The 15384-nt window shown below is 71.9% G+C and carries 15 protein-coding genes and 1 pseudogene; 5 read left to right on the top strand and 11 right to left on the bottom strand.

All coding sequences use genetic code 11. The features are described 5' to 3' along the window. Positions 1-42: 42 nt before the first annotated feature. Together ACFVXA_RS09685 and ACFVXA_RS09680 are read right to left on the bottom strand one after the other, a co-directional pair. On the bottom strand, positions 43-888 hold the full coding sequence (locus ACFVXA_RS09685; protein ID WP_362017618.1) for a PPK2 family polyphosphate kinase: 846 nt from the start codon (positions 886-888) through the stop codon (positions 43-45). A 428-nt stretch (positions 889-1316) separates the two neighbouring features. Next, complete coding sequence (locus tag ACFVXA_RS09680; protein WP_390024532.1) at positions 1317-1631, bottom strand: hypothetical protein; 315 nt, start codon at positions 1629-1631, stop codon at positions 1317-1319. Between ACFVXA_RS09680 and ACFVXA_RS09675 the strand changes: the two are divergent. Then, positions 1552-1737 (top strand): annotated as a pseudogene (locus tag ACFVXA_RS09675) (hypothetical protein); the annotation flags it as partial. The gene ACFVXA_RS09680 and the pseudogene ACFVXA_RS09675 sit on opposite strands and share 80 nt — an antisense overlap. A 124-nt stretch (positions 1738-1861) precedes the next feature. Here ACFVXA_RS09675 and ACFVXA_RS09670 read toward each other — a convergent pair. The 6 genes from ACFVXA_RS09670 to zapE all read right to left on the bottom strand — a co-directional run bounded on the left by ACFVXA_RS09670 (position 1862) and on the right by zapE (position 7027). After that, a complete protein-coding gene (locus ACFVXA_RS09670; RefSeq protein ID WP_390024530.1) occupies positions 1862-2014 on the bottom strand; it encodes a hypothetical protein in 153 nt (50 codons plus the stop codon). A 191-nt stretch (positions 2015-2205) separates the two neighbouring features. Next, positions 2206-3168 carry a slipin family protein gene (locus ACFVXA_RS09665; RefSeq protein WP_390024528.1) on the bottom strand — a complete coding sequence of 321 codons (963 nt, stop codon included), beginning with the start codon at positions 3166-3168 and terminating at the stop codon, positions 2206-2208. A 102-nt stretch (positions 3169-3270) separates the two neighbouring features. Continuing rightward, positions 3271-4809 (bottom strand): SulP family inorganic anion transporter, encoded by a 1539-nt coding sequence (locus ACFVXA_RS09660; RefSeq protein WP_362017619.1) that lies wholly within the window; start codon positions 4807-4809, stop codon positions 3271-3273. A gap of 8 nt (positions 4810-4817) precedes the next feature. Then, positions 4818-5396, bottom strand: a complete 579-nt coding sequence (locus ACFVXA_RS09655) for a carbonic anhydrase (RefSeq protein ID WP_362017358.1) — start codon at positions 5394-5396, stop codon at positions 4818-4820. Between the two features lie 70 nt (positions 5397-5466). Further along, positions 5467-5805 (bottom strand): hypothetical protein, encoded by a 339-nt coding sequence (locus tag ACFVXA_RS09650; protein WP_362017360.1) that lies wholly within the window; start codon positions 5803-5805, stop codon positions 5467-5469. Between the two features lie 124 nt (positions 5806-5929). Next, entirely contained in the window at positions 5930-7027 is a 1098-nt protein-coding gene (zapE, locus tag ACFVXA_RS09645) for a cell division protein ZapE (protein WP_383738254.1), read from the bottom strand. A 37-nt stretch (positions 7028-7064) separates the two neighbouring features. On the opposite strand from zapE, the gene ACFVXA_RS09640 reads away from it, so the two are divergent. The 4 genes from ACFVXA_RS09640 (at position 7065) to msrB (ending at position 10623) form a co-directional block, all read left to right on the top strand. Continuing rightward, positions 7065-7859 carry a pyrimidine reductase family protein gene (locus tag ACFVXA_RS09640; RefSeq protein WP_383738251.1) on the top strand — a complete coding sequence of 265 codons (795 nt, stop codon included), beginning with the start codon at positions 7065-7067 and terminating at the stop codon, positions 7857-7859. 135 nt (positions 7860-7994) lie between these two features. After that, positions 7995-8468, top strand: coding sequence for an indole-3-glycerol phosphate synthase (locus tag ACFVXA_RS09635; RefSeq protein ID WP_362017366.1), 474 nt, complete (start codon positions 7995-7997; stop codon positions 8466-8468). A gap of 330 nt (positions 8469-8798) precedes the next feature. After that, on the top strand, positions 8799-10187 hold the full coding sequence (gene murC / locus ACFVXA_RS09630) for a UDP-N-acetylmuramate--L-alanine ligase (RefSeq protein ID WP_362017368.1): 1389 nt from the start codon (positions 8799-8801) through the stop codon (positions 10185-10187). A gap of 28 nt (positions 10188-10215) precedes the next feature. After that, positions 10216-10623: a peptide-methionine (R)-S-oxide reductase MsrB gene (gene msrB / locus ACFVXA_RS09625; RefSeq protein ID WP_362017370.1), complete on the top strand. Its 408-nt coding sequence runs from the start codon at positions 10216-10218 to the stop codon at positions 10621-10623. Between the two features lie 98 nt (positions 10624-10721). Here msrB and ACFVXA_RS09620 read toward each other — a convergent pair whose 3' ends face one another. The 3 genes from ACFVXA_RS09620 to ACFVXA_RS09610 form a co-directional block, all read right to left on the bottom strand. Continuing rightward, positions 10722-11462, bottom strand: a complete 741-nt coding sequence (locus tag ACFVXA_RS09620) for an SDR family NAD(P)-dependent oxidoreductase (protein WP_390024525.1) — start codon at positions 11460-11462, stop codon at positions 10722-10724. Positions 11463-11620: 158 nt separating this feature from the next. Beyond that, the gene (locus ACFVXA_RS09615) at positions 11621-12616 is read right to left on the bottom strand and encodes a lysylphosphatidylglycerol synthase transmembrane domain-containing protein (RefSeq protein WP_362017375.1); all 996 of its coding nucleotides are present in this window, start codon (positions 12614-12616) and stop codon (positions 11621-11623) included. A gap of 301 nt (positions 12617-12917) precedes the next feature. Next, the gene (locus ACFVXA_RS09610) at positions 12918-15308 is read right to left on the bottom strand and encodes a SpoIIE family protein phosphatase (RefSeq protein ID WP_390024523.1); all 2391 of its coding nucleotides are present in this window, start codon (positions 15306-15308) and stop codon (positions 12918-12920) included. Between the last annotated feature and the right edge of the window lie 76 nt (positions 15309-15384).

The following is a 15384-nucleotide window of genomic DNA, read 5'->3' as shown; positions in this document are numbered from 1 at the left end:
TTCAGGCCCATGCCGCGCGGATACGGCGCCGAAGTCACCCGCCTAGAGCCGCGCACCGGGGTCCGGGGCCTGCGCGAGCAGGCGCCGCCGGCTCTCCTCCATGTCGAAGTCCGCCTTCGGGTACTGCGGATCCAGTGCCTCCAGGTGCTCCAGGAGGAGCTTGCTGATCGCCCAGTTCCGGTACCACTTGCGGTCGGCGGGAATCAGGTACCAGGGAGCCTGTGGGGTCGAGCAGCGCTCCAGGGCGATCTCGTACGCCTTCTGGTACGCGGGCCACAGGTCGCGGTCGTCGATGTCGCCGACGTTGAACTTCCAGTGTTTGGCGGGGTTGTCGAGGCGGGCGAGGAGGCGGCGGCGCTGCTCCTCGTACGAGATGTGCAGGAAGCACTTCACGATGGTGAAGCCGTCGTCGGCCAGGGACTGCTCGAACCGGTTGATCTCGCCGTAGCGGTGGGCGATCTCCCGGTGCGGGGCCAGGTCGCGGACACGGGCGATCAGGACGTCCTCGTAGTGCGAGCGGTCGAAGACGCCGATCTCGCCGGCCTCGGGAAGTGCCCGCCTGATCCGCCAGAGGAAGGGGTGCTTGCGCTCCTCGGGGGTCGGCGCCCTGAAGGCCCGGATGCGGCAGCCCGAGGGGTTGAGAGGCCTGGTGACGTGCTTGACCGTGCCGCCTTTGCCGCTCGTGTCCATGCCCTGGAGGACCAGCAGGACACGGCGCCGGTCACCGGCCGTGCTCGCCGCCCACAGGCGTTCCTGGAGGCCGGCGAGGTGTTCGCCCATGCGGGCGGTGGCGGCGAGACCGGCGGCCTTGTCGGGCGGACCGGCGGGGGTGGCCCGGGTGCGGTACGAGGAGAGGTCGACGCTCTGGCCGCCGCGCAGGCGCAGCAGCTCGCGGAGGTGGTCGGGCGCCTGCTCCCGGCCCTTCGCCGCCGCTTCGACCTTGCCCCTCGCCTCGTTCCCGGCCTTGCCCCGAGGCTTTACCTCGCTGCGCTCCCCGCCGTCCTTCCTGCCGTTCTTCGTGTCGCTTTTCCTGTCGGCCTTCCCGCCGTCCCTCTTCCCGTCCTTTTTGCCGTCACTTTTGCCGTCCTTCTTGGCCACCGCGTACCCCTTCCGGCCGTGTCCCTCGATGGTGCGACGGGCGGCCGGGGCCCGCTACTCGCGATCAGGCCTCATGGTCGTGGTCGAGCAGGTCGGTGCTGTGAGATTCGATCAACCGTGCGATGTGATGCAGGGTCTCGGTGGGGGGAGGGCGTCGAGGCGGCGGCCGTCGCGCAGGCGCGGGGCGATCCGGTCGGCGGCGGCCTCCCTGGGGCCGATCACCGCCTGGTACGGGACGAGGCGGGCGGCGCGCACCCGGGCACCCAGGGTGCCCTGGTCCGGGGTGGCGAGCTCGGCCCGGAGCCCCCGGTCGCGGCAGCGCACCAGCCCGCCGCCCCGTCGGCCTCGGCGTCGGAGACCGGCAGGGCCACCAGCTGGGTCGGGGCCGGCCAGGCCGGGAACGCTCCGCCGTGCACCTCGATGAGGTGGGCGACGGCCCGTTCCAGGCTGCCGATGACGCTGCGGTGGACCACGACCGGCCGGTGTTTCGCGCCGTCGGGGCCGGTGCAGTGCAGGTCGAAGCGCTCGGCCATGTACCGCTCCGAGCTGTCCGGCGTGCTCGGCGGACTCACCCGCGTCCGCGCCATCCAGCTCAACGACGCGCACGTCTTCTGCACCCCGGACCAGGTGGCCCAAGAGGCCCACGCCGCCCTGGAGTTGATCAGACAGGCGTACGCCGCACTCGGCGTCCACGCGGCCCGGACCAGTGCCCGGAGATCTCGTACAGCTCCCGTTTGCCCAGCACGGGTGAGTACACGTGCCGCTAGCCCGCCCGCCGCTCGGCGTCGCGGGCGTACTCCTCCAGGGCGTGCCGCACGGCAGCGCCGTCGGGCAGCCAGTACGGCAGGCCCGCGCCGATCAAGGGGTCGGTGTCGAACAGGTGCAGGTCGCGGCCGAGTCGGCGGTGGTCGTGCATGGCGGTCTCCTCACGAGGGAGGGACGGTGCCCGCACGGCGAAGCCCCGGGGCACTCGACCCGGGGCTTCGGACTCACGTCAGCGGTCAGCGCGCCGGGACACTCTCCGGCGTCGTCGTGTTCACAGCGGCACGCTTCATGCCGACGACGCCGGCAGCGGATGGGCCGGCGGGCAGGGGAATTGATCCGCGGTCACTTGTCGCCCCTGAACTCATCGGGTTCCTCCGGCACGTCGAGAGCCACCGGCTCGTCGGACGGGCCGGGCTCATCCAGCGGCTCGGGCTCATCCAGCGACACGACTTCACTGAGGGGGAGGGGCTCGACGAGCTCATCGGGTCGCTCGGGCGTCGGCCGCTCGACCCTGGGCGGTTGTTCGGCCGCGGTGGGCGGCTGTCCGGCCTGTGCGCGCTCCAGGAACCGCAGCAGCTCCACCGGGAAGGGCAGGACCAGCGTCGAGTTCTTCTCGGCGGCGACCGCCACCACCGTTTGCAGCAGCCGCAGTTGGAGCGCGGCGGGCTGCTCCGACATGACCCCGGCAGCCTCCGCGAGCTTCTTGGAGGCCTGGAGCTCCGCGTCCGCGTTGATGATCCGGGCGCGCCGCTCCCGGTCGGCCTCGGCCTGCCGGGCCATCGAGCGCTTCATCGTCTCCGGCAGCGACACGTCCTTGATCTCCACCCGGTCGATCTGCACGCCCCAGCCGATCGCCGGGCTGTCGATCATCAGCTCCAGGCCCTGGTTGAGCTTCTCGCGGTTGGAGAGGAGGTCGTCGAGGTCGCTCTTGCCGATGATGGACCGCAGTGAGGTCTGCGCCATCTGCGAGACCGCGAAGCGGTAGTCCTCGACCTGGATGATCGCGTTCGCCGCGTCGACCACCTTGAAGTAGACGACCGCGTCGACCCGGACCGTCACGTTGTCCCGGGTGATGCCCTCCTGGGCCGGAATGGGCAGCGTCACGATCTGCATGTTGACCTTGCGCAGCCGGTCCACGCCCGGGATCACCATGGTGAAGCCCGGACCGCGCACATCACCGGCCAGCCGTCCCAGCCGGAAGACCACCCCGCGCTCGTACTGCTTGACGACCCGGGCCGCCGCCGTGACATAGACCAGACAGGCCGAACCTGCCGCCACCCCCGCGACGATGAGTTCCTCGAGCATGACGACCCCCTTCCGAGCCGCCAATGATGACCAGTATGTCTATTTTACGTCGTAGGGCCGGGCTCGCCGTGAAGCGAGCCCAGCCCCTGGTTCACGAGCGCTTCACGACCCCGGCGGCACCGGTGTGGCCTTCACCCGATCCGTGGCCTTCACCCGATCCGTGGCCGTCACCGGATCGGTGACCTTCACCGGCTCGATTCCCGTCGCACTGTGCCGCGCCGACCAGTTCTCCAGCGCGGTCCGGCACGCGTGGTCCAGATGGTGCAGACCGGAGAGGTCCAGTTCGACGGGCCGGTCCTGCGGCAGCGCCTCCAGGCTGTCCAGCATCTTGGGCAGCCGCAGGAAGGTCGCGTTGCCCGACAGGTACGCCTGGACGGGACCCGCGCCCTTGTCTATGACCTCCAGACGTACGTGCGAGGCCTCCCACGCCGTCTTGACGACCGCCAGCGCGAGCCCGATCAGGACGCCCTCGAACATGCTGACGGCGACGATCGACACGGCGGTGACGACGAGGATCAGCGCCTCGCCCCGGTGCTCGCGCCACAGCGACGCTATCGCGCGGAGCGGAATGAGCTTCCAGCCCGCGTGCACCAGGACGCCCGCGAGGGCGGGCAGCGGGATGACCCCGAGCGCGGCGGGCAGTAGCGCCGCGAACAACAGCAGCCACACGCCGTGCAGCACGCGGGACGCCTTCGTCCGCGCTCCCGCCTGGACGTTCGCCGCACTGCGGACGATCACGGCGGTCATCGGCAGCGCACCGAGCAGCCCGCAGACCGTGTTGCCCGCGCCCTGCGCCATCAGCTCCTTGTCGTAGTCGGTCCGCGGCCCGTCGTGCAGCCGGTCCACGGCGGCGGCGCTGAACAGGGATTCGGCGGAGGCGATCAGGGTGAAGGCGAGGAGCGTGCCGAGCACGCCGGGGTGCGCGAGCTCGCCGAGGGCGTCGAGGGAGGGCAGCTGTACCGAGCCGACCAGCCCCCGCACCTCGACCGTGGCCACGGGCAGTGCGAACGCCAGGGCGGCGAGGGTGGCCAGCGCGACCGCGCCGAGCGCCCCCGGCACCGTACGCACGCGCCGTGGCAGCCGCTTCCACAGGACCAGTACGGCGATGGTGCCGGCCCCGAGCCCGACCGAGGCCAGCGCCTCGGTGCTGCGGGCCGTGTCGACGAGCGCCTCGGGCAGTCCGGTGATCTTGTCGAGCCCGGACGCCGGTGCCTTGAGGCCCGCCATCGAGTAGAGCTGCCCGGCGATCAGCACGAGACCGATCCCGGCCAGCATGCCCTCGACGACGGCCACCGAGATCGCCCGGAAGTAACGCCCCAGCTTCAGGGCGCCCATGAGGAGTTGGAGGACTCCCGTGGCGAGCACGACGACTCCGAGGACGGCGAGCCCGTACGCCCGTACCGCCTCGAAGACCAGCACGGTCAACCCGGCGGCCGGGCCCGACACCTGGAGGCTGCTGCCGCGCATCAGGCCGGTGACGACACCGCCCACGATGCCGGTGACCAGCCCGAGTTCGGCCGGTACGCCGGAGGCGACGGCGACGCCCACGCACAGCGGCAGGGCGACCAGGAACACCACGATCGAGGCGGCGAAGTCCTGCCGCAGGTGGGGGAATCGCCCCGCGAGGCCCGGGTACTTCATCGCGGCGCTCACAGCGCCTCGAAGGAGTCGGTGTCCGGCCGGTGCACGCGCACGGCGCCGGTGTGCACCTCGTAGTACCAGCCGTGCACGCGCAGCTGACCAGCCGTCAGGGCCCGCTGCACACAGGGGTAGGCGCGGAGCCTGAGCAATTGGGCGAGGACGTGGTTGCACACCGCGCCGGCGACGGCCGGGTCGTCGTCCGGCACGTCGGACGGGGGTTCGGCCTGGGCGAGCCAGTCGCGGACGGCCGGTACGGCGGTGAGGTCCTCGCCGCGCACCAGCGCGCCCACGGCGCCGCAGTGCGAGTGGCCGCAGACCACGATCTCCTGGACGCCGAGCACGTCCACCGCGTACTCGACGGTGGCCGCCTCGGAGGTCGGCCGGCCGGGGACGTACGGCGGGACGATGTTGCCCGCGGTGCGCAGCTCGAAGAGCTCGCCCGGGCGGGCGCCGGTGATCAGGGCCGGGACGACCCGGGAGTCGGAGCAGGTGATGAACAGCACTTGGGGGGACTGGCCGTGGGCGAGCGAGGCGAATTCCTCGGGCCGCCGGCCGAAGGAGCGGGCATGGTCGATGAGGGGCTGCATGTCGGTTCCTCCTGGCGCGCCATGAGGGCGCGTCGGCTTACGAAACGGAGCGTGGGGGGTAGCGCTCCGCTCAGCAGCGGAAGACCTGAAGTCCCGCGGGGGAATGGTCGACGGAGGATCTCGACGTGCGGGGATGCGTGGCGGTGAGGGGGGCCGGGGGGTATGTGCCCGCGGGATCGCTCTCCAACAGGGCGCGCGTCGGCGGCTCGGGGACGAGGTCCTCGTCGCGGATCCGCTGGCGGGCGCCCAGGGGCGGCGCCACCTTGTGCGGATGCTCGGCCTCGGCGCTGGAGGCGACCTCACCTCTGTGCGCGGACGCGAACGAATCGTCAGGACACAAGAGCTGCAGACTGATCAGGACGGCGGCGAGCACCATGAACAGGGTCCGGGCCGTCGTACCTCGAAGCATGCGCCCCCTCCCCGCGCCTCTTCTCTCAATGTCAACACATAGGTTAACAAGGCAAGTTGTTTGCAGGGTTAACTCAAAGTTTCACCCCGAAGAGGGCCGGAACCGATACCTCGGCGGCCGGAAACTACGCTTCCACCAGCCCCTTGGCGTCCCGCGCCAGCGCCGTGAGCCGGGATATCGCGCGGAAGTACTTCTTGCGGTAGCCGCCGTTCAGCATCTCCTCGCTGAACAGCTGGTCAAAGGGCATTCCGGAGGCGAGAACCGGTACCTCGCGGTCGTACAGACGGTCGGCCAGCACGACGAGGCGCAGCGCCGTCGACTGGTCCGGCACCGGCTGGACGTCGGTGAGGCACACGGCCCTGAGGCCGTCCGTCAGAGCACCGTACCGGCTGGGGTGGACGCGCGCGAGGTGGTCGAGCAGGTGCGGGAAGTCGTCGAGGGACGCGCCGGCGGTGGCGTACGCCGTCTTCGTGACCTGTTCGTCGGAGAACGGAGCCGGGGCCTCGGGCAGCCCGCGGTGGCGGTAGTCCTCGCCGTCGATGCGCAGCGGGCGGAAGTGCGCCGACAGGCCCTGGATCTCGCGCAGGAAGTCGGCCGCCGCGAACCGCCCCTCGCCGAGCTTGCCCGGCAGTGTGTTCGAGGTGGCGGCGAGCGCGACACCCGCGTCGACCAGCTTGCCGAGCAGCGTGGAGACGAGCACGGTGTCGCCGGGGTCGTCGAGCTCGAACTCGTCGATACACAGAAGACGGTGACCCGAGAGCGTCTGCACGGTCTTCTGGAAGCCGAGCGCGCCGACCAGGTTCGTCAGCTCCACGAAGGTGCCGAACGCCTTGAGCGCGGGCTCCGCCGGGGTCGCGTGCCACAGGGAGGCCAGCAGGTGGGTCTTGCCGACGCCGTACCCGCCGTCCAGGTAGACGCCGCGGGGGCCGGCGGGAGCCTTCGGGGCCTTGCCGAAGCCGAACAGCCGGCGCTTTCCGGCGCCCGTGGCGTGCGCCCCGCCGAGACCGCCCGTGAAGCCTTCGAGCACGCGTACGGCCTCGTTCTGGCTCGGCTGGTTCGGGTCCGGGATGTACGTGGCGAAGCGCACCGAGTCGAAGCGTGGCGGCGGCACCATCTCGGCGACGAGCCGGTCGGCGGGGACGTGCGGCTCGCGGGCGCACAGGGACAGCGGGGCCGCGTCGGCTATCGGGTCGATCCCGGAGGCGGTGGTGGTGGACGACACGGTTAACCACTGTACGGGCCGTGCCACACTGCACGTCATGCGACGCCTGTTCCCTGTGACCTACGAAACAGCAGCCCAGGCCTCGGGCGGGGCCCAGGGGCCGGACACGACGGACCGTGAGTGGGGGCTCGACGAACTGGCCGAGGCGTACGCCTACCCGGACGTCCGCACGCCCTGGCTGCGGGCCAACATGGTCTCCACGCTCGACGGCGCCGCCCAGCACGACGGGCGCTCGCAGCCCATCTCCAGCGCCACCGACATGCGCGTCTTCGGCGTGCTGCGCGGGCTCGCCGACGTCGTGATGGTCGGTGCGGAAACGGTACGCCAGGAGGGTTACCGCCCGGCACGCGCGCGTGAGGCCTTCGCCGCGCGCCGGGAGGTCGCCGGGCAGGGTCCCGCGCCCGCGATCGCGGTCGTCACGGCGAGCCTCGACCTGGACTTCACGCTGCCGCTCTTCACCTCGCCCCTGGTGCCCACCCTGGTCCTGACGGGCGCCGCGGCGGCCCCGGACCGGGTCGCGGCGGCCGAGAAGGCGGGCGCCCGGGTGGTGATCGCCGGGGACGGGGCGGGCGTGGACCCCGCCCGCGCGGTACGGGCGCTCGGCGACCTCGGCCTCACCCGGCTGCTGACCGAGGGCGGCCCGCGGCTGCTGGGCCAGCTGGTCGCGGCCGGAGTGCTCGACGAGCTCTGTCTGAGCGTGTCCCCCCTGCTCGCCGCGGGAGACGCGCAGCGGATCGCCGGAGGGCCTTCGATCCCGGTCCCCGCACGGTTCGAACTCGTGTCCCTGCTGGAGGAGGCCGGGTTCCTCTACACCCGATACCGTCGCACCTGACAAGTAGGCGGAATGGTCCGTTCCGTTTATCTTCCGCCGGGCACACTAAATCTCGCAGACCCCGTGCGGTCACGGGGCAGGATGGTTTCCGCAGGGGCCTATGGACGGCCCACGGAGGAGAAGGGCGCGCCTGTCGTGTTCACGAGCGTATTGATGATCGAGAAGGCCCTGACATCCGCCGACGTGGAGTTCGTCACCACCTTGCACGGGGACGAGACCGTCGCCTTCCATGTGCTGCTCCAGCCCCGGGGTGACCAGGCGGACCGGCTGCTGCGGGCCATCGACGACGTCGCGCTCGGTGAGCTGGACGAGGCGGCCCACGAGAACGAGACGCCGGAGGGCGAGGACGCCGTCGGACAGGGGCAGCAGGCCCTCGACGTGTCGCTGCTGGCGCTGCGCTCGGCCGGCAGCGAGGCGGAGGGCCGGCTCATCGAGGACCATCCGCTGGACGCCCTGAAGGCGCTCGTCGACGAGATCGACGCCGACGAGGTCATCGTGCTGACCGACCCGCACTACGTGGAGGAGTTCTTCCACCGCGACTGGGCCTCCCGGGCCCGCCACAAGGTCGGTGTGCCGGTGCTGAAGCTGTTCTCGCACAGCAAGGCGTGACGCCCCCGCCTGGGCTCGGCCGTGGGCGCGGTCGGCGGCGCGGGGGTGGGGGTGTCGCGGGGGTGCGGTGCCGTGTGGGTGCGGTGCCGCGTGGCTGGTCGCACCCGCGCGGCGGAGCCGCATGACGGACGCCGCCCTCCCGCGCTCCCGTCCCGGCACCATCGCCCCGCGTCCCGGCACCATCGCCCCCCGTCCCGGCATCGTCGCCGCCGCCCCGGCACCATCGCCGACGCCCCTTGCAGGGCGCCGGACGCCGCACGCAATAGGCTGGGGGCGCGCTCCGTCCGTGGGCGCGCTCAGCCTCGTACCGGATCTTGGGGAGAACAGCGCATGGCACCCGGCCTTCCTACCGCCATGGACCGACCGCACTTCATCGGCATCGGCGGCGCCGGAATGTCGGGCATCGCGAAGATCCTCGCGCAGCGCGGGGCCAAGGTGGCGGGCAGCGACGCGAAGGAGTCCGCGACCGCCGAGGCCCTGCGCGCGCTCGGCGCGACGGTGCACATCGGCCACGCGGCCGACCACCTCGCCTCCGACGCCACCTGCGTCGTGGTCTCCTCGGCGATCCGCGCCGACAACCCCGAGCTGGCCCGCGCGGCGGAGCTCGGCATCCCGGTGGTCCACCGCTCGGACGCCCTCGCCCGTCTGATGGACGGCCTGCGCCCGATCGCCGTCGCCGGCACCCACGGCAAGACGACCACGACGTCGATGCTGGCGGTGTCCCTGTCGTCGCTGGGTCTGTCCCCGTCGTACGCGATCGGCGGCGACCTCGACGCCCCCGGTTCCAACGCCCTGCACGGCGAGGGCGAGATCTTCGTCGCCGAGGCCGACGAGTCGGACCGCAGCTTCCACAAGTACGCGCCCGAGGTCGCGATCATCCTCAACGTGGAGCTGGACCACCACGCCAACTACGCGTCCATGGACGAGATCTACGAGTCGTTCGAGTCGTTCGTGGACCGCGTCACCGAGGGCGGCACGCTGGTGATCTCGGCGGACCACGCGGGTGCGAGGGAGCTGACCCGGCGCGTCACGGCCCGTGACGTCCGCGTGGTGACGTACGGCGAATCGCGGGACGCGGACGTGCGCATCCTCTCCGTCGTGCCCCAGGGCCTGACGAGCGAGGTCACCGTCGAGCTGGACGGCGCGCCGCTCACCTTCGCGGTCTCCGTCCCCGGCCGCCACTACGCGAGCAACGCGGTGGCGGCGCTCGCGGCGGGTGTGGCGCTGGGTATCCCGGCGGCCGAGCTGGCCCCGGCCCTCGCCTCCTACACGGGCGTGAAGCGCCGCCTCCAGCTGAAGGGCGAGGAGGCCGGCGTCCAGGTCATCGACTCCTACGCGCACCACCCGACGGAGATGACGGCCGACCTGGAGGCGATGCGCGCCGGGGCCTCCGGCCGCGTCCTCGTGGTCTTCCAGCCCCACCTGTTCTCCCGCACCCAGGAGCTGGGCAAGGAGATGGGCCAGGCGCTGTCCCTGGCGGACGCCTCCGTCGTCCTGGACATCTACCCGGCCCGCGAGGACCCGATCCCGGGCGTCACCAGCGAGCTGATCATCGAGGCGGCACGGGCTGCGGGCGCGGACGTGACGCCGGTTCACGACAAGGCCGAGGTTCCCTCGGTCGTGGCGGGAATGACCAAGCCCGGTGATCTCGTTCTCACCATGGGCGCGGGTGACGTCACGGACCTCGGACCCGAGATCCTGACCCGCCTGGCGCGGTAGCCGTAGCTTTCGTGAGGGGTTGAGCTTCATGTCGTACGACGTCGACAAGCCGGACGAGCAGTGGCGCGCGGAGCTGACCCCGGCCGAATACACGGTCCTGCGGAAGGCGGGGACCGAACCCGCCTTCACGGGTGAGTACACCGACACCAAGACCAAGGGCGTCTACTCCTGCCGCGCCTGCGGTGCGGAACTCTTCACCTCGAACGAGAAGTTCGAGTCGCACTGCGGCTGGCCGTCCTTCTTCGACCCGAAGGACACGGACGCGGTCGAGCTGATCGACGACCGGTCGCACGGGATGGTGCGGACGGAGGTGCGGTGTGCCCGGTGCGGGTCTCACCTCGGGCATGTGTTCGAAGGGGAGGGCTATGCCACTCCCACCGACCAGCGGTACTGCATCAACAGCATTTCGCTGAGGCTGACGCCCGACGAAGCCTGAACCGGAGGGACCTCGGGGCGTCGTTCGAGCCGGGCACTGAGCAGCCGTTGTCGCGCCGGGTGCGCCGATCGGTGCGACATCGGCAGCCCTGGGTGCTGTCAGACGACGTGGCGGCCGCCGTCCAGGGAGAGCACGTCCCCGGTCGTGTAGGTCGCGCGCACCAGGGCGAGGGCGGCCTCGGCCACGTCCTCCGGTGTGCCGGCCCGGCGCAGTGGTGTGTGTGCCGCGACCCACTCGCGCGAGTCCTCCAGGACCTTGGGCGCCTCGTCGTACCACGGCGTTTCGATCAGCCCCGGGGCAAGGGCGTTGACCCGGATCTCGGGGCCGAGGGTGGCCGCGAGCATGCGCGTCAGATGGTTGACGGCCGCCTTGCTCGCTCCGTACGGGATGGAACTGCCGAGGGCCCGGCTTCCGGAGACGGACGAGATGTTGATGACCGCCGCCGAGCCGGACGCCTTCAGATGGGGGACGGCGGCGGCGGTCACCTGCCAGGTGCCGATGACGTTGATGTCGAGGATGGCCCGCCAGGTGTCGGCGTCGACGGCGTCGAGATCGTCGAGCGGGATGAAGCGCGTGGTTCCCGCGTTGTTGACGAGTACGTCCAGTCGTCCGTACGCGGCGATCGCGGCGTCGACGATGTGCCGGGCGTCCGCGGCGTCGGACACGTCACCCTGAACGTAGACCGCGTCGGGCAGCTCGGCCGCGAGTTTCTCGCCCGACTCGACGCTGGACGCGGAGTTGACGACCACGCGCATTCCCTCGGCGGCGAACCGGCGGGCTGTCGCGGCACCTATCCCGGACGACGAACCGGTGATCAGGGCGACGGGGCGGTCGTTCATGCGGGCTCCGGAACTGAGGGCTGACGGTCGACGGTGCGTGATCTTATTCTATCGGCATGCGAAATCAAGTTTCCATATTACGGAAAGTGAAGGGCTGGGCTTCGTGCCGCGGATCGTGCGTCGGCGTTCCGGGGGCGTACCGGGCGGCCCCTTCGGCTTCACAGCACCTCGCGGCGTACGAGGAGCGAGAGCACCAGCGCGCCCGGGAGCAGCGGCGCCCAGACCGTCAGGACGCGGTAGCCGATGACGGTCGTCGTGGCCAGGCCCATCGGCGCGCCGAACGCGACCATGGTGAACACCAGCGCCGCGTCCACCGGGCCGATGCCGCCCGGCGCGGGCACGGCCCCCACGGCGGTGGTGGCGAGGAGGAGCGCGAAGACCACCTCCGCCCAGGACAACGGCAGCCCGAGTGAGAATCCGACGGAGGCGATCACGCTTCCCTGAAGGACGGGAGCGGCCGCCGACCCGCCCCACAGGGCGAGGACGCGGCTGGGCCGGGTGTGCAGGAGCCGTATGTCGGTCAGGGCGGTGCGTACGAAGCCGAGGAGGGGGCGACGCAGCGGACGTACGACCGTCACGAGCAGGGAAGCGGTGGCGAGACCGAGCGTCACCCCGCCGACGGCCAGGAGCAACGTCCCCTTGCCGGGGGCGAGTTGGCCGAGCCGGAGCGTGTCCGGGAAGGCCACCACGAAGACGATGAGGACGGGCGTCTTCGCCAGCGGCTTGACCAGTGAGTACAGGGCGAGCGAGGCGGTGGCCCGTGCGAGGGGTATGCCGCGCCCCTGAAGGAAGCGCAGGGTGACCGCGTGGGCCCCGATGCTCGCCGGAAGGACGTGGTTAGCGGCTCCGGCGGCGAACTGCGACGCCAACAGCAGCCCGGGCGGGAGCCGTTCGGGTACGGCGCCCTGCCGGACGCACGCGGCGGCCACCCAGCCCAGGCAGGTGAAGAAGACCCCGGCCAGCAGCCACCAGGGGTCGGCGGAGGCCAGCCGGGCGGCGCCGGCGCACATGGCGCGCCAGTCGATCGCCGCCCACGCGCCGATCAGCAGGACCGGGAGCAGGGTCAGCGCCCGGCCGGCGAGGCGTGCGACGGAGGGGGAGCGGACCGGAGCGGGGAGTGGTCCGGGCACATCGTCGAGCGGCAGCAGGGACACGGCGCACGTCGTCCTTCCGCGTCACGCCCGCGCGGCGCGGGTCGGACGGATACAAGCCGGGGCAGCAGGAGGGGACGGCGGAAACGTTCCCGTCCGGTGTGACGCCACGGTGTCCGGCAGCCGAAGGGTCGCGGGCGAGCGAGCAACACGATCCGAGGCGGAAACGACTCGGTCTCCCGCCGGTCTCGACTCCGGTGTGGCCTGGCATCTCGCCAGTGTCCTGGGCGCCCGGTCGGCCAGGCGCCTCGTCGCCGCCGGCGCCGCAGCCGGTCGCGTCGGCGGTCGCCGAGGCCGCGAGTCGTCACAGGGCGGTGGGAAGCGTCTGCTCCGCCCAGATCGTCTTGCCGGTGCCGGTCGGGCGGGTGCCCCAGCGGTCGGTGAGCTGGGCGACCAGGAGGAGGCCGCGGCCGCCCTCGTCGTATGTGCGGGCCCGGCGCAGATGGGGAGACGTGCTGCTCGCGTCGGACACCTCGCAGATGAGGGTGCGGTCGCGGATCAGCCGGAGCTGGATGGGGGCGCCGCCGTAGCGGATGGCGTTGGTGACCAGTTCGCTGACGACGAGTTCGGTGACGAAGGCGGCCTCGTCGAGCCCCCACTCGGTGAGCCGCTCGGTGGCGTGCTGGCGGGCGGCGGCCACCACCGCGGGATCGGCGGGCAGGTCCCAGACGGCGACCTGTCCGGTGTCCAGGGCGCGGGTGCGGGCCAGCAGCAGGGCGACGTCGTCGGCGGGCCGCTCCGGGAGCAGTGCCTTCAGTACGTTGTCGCAGGCGTCCTCCAGGTCCCCGGCCGGGGCCGCCAGGGCGGTGCACAGCACGGCGGTGCCCTCGTCCACGTCGAGGTCGCGGGCCTCCACGAGCCCGTCCGTGTAGAGGGCGAGCACAGCGCCTTCCGGCATGTCCACCTCGGTGGACTCGAAGGGCAGGCCACCGACACCGAGCAGCGGCCCCGCGGCCACCCCGAGCACCTCGACGGTTCCGTCGGGGAACAGCACGGCGGGCGGCGGATGCCCGGCCGAGGCGATCGCGCACCGCCGGGCCACCGGGTCGTACACCGCGTACAGACAGGTCGCGCCGAGCTCGCCGCCCACCCCGCTGTCGTCGCCCGACAAGTGCCCGACCAGGTCGTCGAGATGGGTCAGCAACTCGTCCGGGGGCAGATCGACATCGGCCAGCGTCCACACCGCCGTCCGCAGCCGGCCCATCGTGACGGAGGCGTGGATGCCGTGTCCGACGACGTCCCCGACGACCAGCGCCACCCGGGTGCCGGACAGCGGGATCACATCGAACCAGTCGCCGCCGACGCCCGCCTTGGAGTGCGCGGGCAGATAGCGGGAGGCGAACTCGACCGCCGCCTGGTCCGCCATCGCCCGGGGCAGCAGACTGCGCTGCAGGGCCAGCGCGGTGGTGCGCTCCCTGGTGTAGCGGCGGGCGTTGTCGACACTGACGGCGGCACGGCTGGCCAGCTCCCGCGCGAGCGACACGTCGTCGTGGTCGAAGGGGTCGGGACTGCGCTCCGTGAGCAGCCGTACGAAGACCGCCACGCCGAGGGTCGTACCGCGAGCCACCAGAGGTACGGCCATCAGCGAGAAGTCGTGGTCCCGCGCCTCCCGCAGTTTCGCGGACCGGTCGCCGTGCCGCCCGAGCCAGCCGTCGAGGTCGGATTCGCCGGTCCTGGTGAGCACCGGGTTGCCGGTGGCCAGCGCGCGGGCCGGCGGTGAGGCGGGCGGATAGACGTCGGCGGCGCCGAGGGCGATCGCCGCCTCGGGCACTCCGGAGGTACGGGAGTGATGCGCGACGCGGCGCAGTTCCAGATCGGTGTCCACCGGGCCGACGGTGGGTTCCTCGCCCTGGAGCACGGAGTCCAGCAGGTCCACGCTGACGAAGTCCGCCAGCCGGGGCACCACCAGCTCCGCCAGCTCCTGGGCGGTGTGGATCACGTCGAGCCGCGTACCGATACTGGTGGCGGCCTTGTTCAGCAGGGCGAGCCGCTGTCTGGCCCAGTACTGCTCGCTGCTGTCGAACGCGGCGAGCGCGACGCCGAGCACCTGCCCGGAAGGGCCCCGCAGCGGCCACATCTCGGTGTTCCAGGCGTGTGTCCGCGCCCCGGTGGGCGCCCGGGTCCAGCTCTCGTAGTGCACGGCCCGTCCCGTCCGGACGACCTTGCGCAGATGGCGCAGGAAGCCGCGGCTGTGCTCCTCGTTCTCCGCGATGTCCGGGAAGTGGCGGCCGAGGAACTCCGCCTCCGTTCGGCCCATGACCCGGCACGCCGTCTCGTTCACCCGCAGGTACCGCTGGTCGGTGTCGAGGATCGACATCGCCATCGAGGACTGCCGGAACGCCAGCTCTCCCAGCGCCTGGCCCCCCTCGTCGAGCGTCGCGGTGACCACGTATCCCCGCCGTTCCCCGTTCCCGCCGAGCAGCGGGCAGACCCGCAGGGCCAGCTCCGTCCGCCGCCCGTCCCGACGGCGTACGGCCACCACCGTGCCGCCGCTGGTGCACAGCTCCCGCCCGGCCGCTTCGGTGTCCCCGTGCACCAGCTCCGACACCGGCCGTCCGGTGACCTCCTCGGCCGTGTATCCCGTCAGCAGGCGAGCTCCCTCGCTCCAGCCCGTGACGACTCCGCGTTCGTCGACGAGCGCCATGGCGTCTTCGGCCGTGGTGGCATGCCCCGTATCACCCGGCAATGTCGCCATATGTACAAGGATGATGCGATCGGGCAGTGGCATCAAGCCAGGGGCCGGGGGTGCGGCGCGCGCTGACCGCGTGGCC

This window comes from Streptomyces sp. NPDC058246, assembly GCF_042881985.1.
GTDB lineage: Bacteria > Actinomycetota > Actinomycetes > Streptomycetales > Streptomycetaceae > Streptomyces.
The sequence above is the reverse complement of the archived record's forward strand: the minus strand, read 5'-3'. Positions and strand labels throughout refer to the sequence as shown.

Excerpts from the sequence above, each read along its gene's own strand:
- ACFVXA_RS09620 (WP_390024525.1), bottom strand. The coding sequence starts at position 11,462 with ATGAACGACCGCCCCGTCGCCCTGATCACCGGTTCGTCGTCCGGGATA.
- ACFVXA_RS09640 (WP_383738251.1), top strand. The coding sequence starts at position 7,065 with ATGCGACGCCTGTTCCCTGTGACCTACGAAACAGCAGCCCAGGCCTCG.
- ACFVXA_RS09660 (WP_362017619.1), bottom strand. The coding sequence starts at position 4,809 with ATGAAGTACCCGGGCCTCGCGGGGCGATTCCCCCACCTGCGGCAGGAC.
- ACFVXA_RS09680 (WP_390024532.1), bottom strand. The coding sequence starts at position 1,631 with ATGGCCGAGCGCTTCGACCTGCACTGCACCGGCCCCGACGGCGCGAAA.
- msrB (WP_362017370.1), top strand. The coding sequence starts at position 10,216 with ATGTCGTACGACGTCGACAAGCCGGACGAGCAGTGGCGCGCGGAGCTG.
- murC (WP_362017368.1), top strand. The coding sequence starts at position 8,799 with ATGGCACCCGGCCTTCCTACCGCCATGGACCGACCGCACTTCATCGGC.
- ACFVXA_RS09655 (WP_362017358.1), bottom strand. The coding sequence starts at position 5,396 with ATGCAGCCCCTCATCGACCATGCCCGCTCCTTCGGCCGGCGGCCCGAG.
- ACFVXA_RS09650 (WP_362017360.1), bottom strand. The coding sequence starts at position 5,805 with ATGCTTCGAGGTACGACGGCCCGGACCCTGTTCATGGTGCTCGCCGCC.
- ACFVXA_RS09670 (WP_390024530.1), bottom strand. The coding sequence starts at position 2,014 with ATGCACGACCACCGCCGACTCGGCCGCGACCTGCACCTGTTCGACACC.
- ACFVXA_RS09665 (WP_390024528.1), bottom strand. The coding sequence starts at position 3,168 with ATGCTCGAGGAACTCATCGTCGCGGGGGTGGCGGCAGGTTCGGCCTGT.
- ACFVXA_RS09610 (WP_390024523.1), bottom strand. The coding sequence starts at position 15,308 with ATGGCGACATTGCCGGGTGATACGGGGCATGCCACCACGGCCGAAGAC.